Source organism: Bacillus cereus group sp. Bc010 (genome assembly GCF_027716745.1).
Taxonomy (GTDB): domain Bacteria; phylum Bacillota; class Bacilli; order Bacillales; family Bacillaceae_G; genus Bacillus_A; species Bacillus_A pacificus.
Genome location: NZ_JAQFUY010000103.1, coordinates 1 through 960, shown reverse-complemented (window position 1 = coordinate 960; position 960 = coordinate 1). Strand labels below are relative to the sequence as shown.

Below are 960 nucleotides of genomic sequence, written 5' to 3'. Positions count from 1 at the left end.
ACGCCTTTATCCGTGACAACCCCTGTTGCTGGCCTGTTCGCCTGCTCTGTCGGGTGCTGGATGTTCATCCCAGTGGTTTTTACGCCTGGCTTCAGCAGCCACATTCACAACGCCATCAGGCAAACCTGAGACTGACAGGACAGATTAAACAGTTCTGGCTGGAATCGGGATGCGTCTATGGTTATCGCAAAATCCATCTGGATCTGCGGGACAGCGGGCAACAGTGCGGAGTGAACAGAGTCTGGCGACTGATGAAACGTGTCGGGATAAAGGCTCAGGTCGGATACCGGAGCCCGCGGGCACGTAAAGGCGAGGCCAGTATCGTGTCGCCCAACAGGCTCCAGCGACAGTTCAATCCGGATGCTCCGGATGAGCGTTGGGTAACGGACATAACCTACATCAGGACCCACGAAGGCTGGCTGTATCTTGCCGTGGTTGTTGATCTGTTCTCACGCAAAATTATCGGCTGGTCCATGCAATCCCGGATGACAAAGGACATTGTCCTGAACGCACTGCTGATGGCTGTATGGCGGCGTAATCCCCAAAAACAGGTGCTGGTTCATTCGGATCAGGGCAGTCAGTACACAAGCCATGAGTGGCAGTCGTTCCTGAAATCACACGGTCTGGAGGGCAGCATGAGCCGTCGCGGTACCTGCCATGATAATGCGGTTGCAGAAAGCTTTTTCCAGTTACTGAAACGCGAACGGATAAAGAAAAAGATCTACGGAACGCGGGAAGAAGCCCGCAGTGATATTTTTGATTACATCGAAATGTTTTATAACAGTAAGCGTCGGCATGGTTCTAGCGATCAGATGTCACCGACAGAATATGAAAACCAGTATTATCAACGGCTCGGAAGTGTCTAGATTATCCGTGGCGATTCACCCCCGCATACTTATTCTTGGTTCCGGTAGGATGGACACTAGCCCCACACTGACACCGGAATAATCCCTTGAAGAT

The 960-nt window shown here is 52.0% G+C and carries 1 protein-coding gene; it reads left to right on the top strand.

What is annotated here, in order from left to right:
• Positions 1-866 (top strand): IS3 family transposase (locus tag PDQ68_RS28570; RefSeq protein WP_270787179.1); only part of this gene is annotated, 866 nt, incomplete at its 5' end.
• Positions 867-960: the final 94 nt, after the last annotated feature.